Origin of the sequence: Streptomyces sp. DH12 (genome assembly GCF_020873895.1) — a bacterium.
Lineage (GTDB): Bacteria > Actinomycetota > Actinomycetes > Streptomycetales > Streptomycetaceae > Streptomyces.
The window spans coordinates 1-739 of the sequence record NZ_JAHWGT010000258.1; the positions used below are offsets into that span (position 1 = coordinate 1).

Here is a 739-nt window from a genome sequence, read left to right on the forward strand (position 1 = left end):
CCCCCGCGGTTCCGCTCATCGCGTACGGGACGGACAGCGGCGAGGCCGTCGACTCCGCCCCTGAAGTACCGCTGCCCCACCCCCAGGCAGCGATCATCCTGGAGGTCGCCCCCGTGCAGACCCAGACCCTCACCCCTACCGACCCCGACGTCGTCGGCGCAGCGCCGGACGCGGATCTGCTGGTGGCGATGCCCGCGCCGAGCCGCGTCGGGCAGCGCCCCGGGACCGGGCCCGAGCCGCCCGCGCCGGTGGAGCCGCCGTCAGCGGAGGACCCCGTCGAGGCCGGGCCGCCGGACGTCGTGGAGCCGGCCGGGCCCGTCGACCCGCGGATGCGGCCGGAGACCGGCGGTCCCTCCGCCGACCTGTTCCGCCAGTACCTGCGGGAGATCGGCCGCATCCCGCTGCTCACCGCCGCCGAGGAGGTGGAGCTCGCCCGCCGGGTCGAGGCCGGGCTGTTCGCCGAGGAGAAGCTGCGTCTCACCCCCGACCTGGACAGCCGCCTCGCGCACGACCTGGACCGGCTCGTCGTCATGGGCCGCATGGCCAAGCGCCGGCTGATCGAGGCGAACCTGCGGCTCGTGGTGTCCGTGGCCAAGCGGTACGTGGGGCGCGGGCTGACCATGCTCGACCTGGTCCAGGAGGGCAACCTCGGCCTGATCAGGGCCGTCGAGAAGTTCGACTACGCGCGCGGCTTCAAGTTCTCCACCTACGCGACCTGGTGGATCCGGCAGGCCATGTC

The 739-nt window shown here is 74.2% G+C and carries 1 protein-coding gene; it reads left to right on the forward strand.

Annotation, left to right across the window (positions count from 1 at the left end; genetic code table 11):
* A partial coding sequence (locus LPA54_RS33885; protein WP_306806580.1) for a sigma-70 family RNA polymerase sigma factor occupies positions 1 to 739 on the forward strand: 739 nt, incomplete at both ends.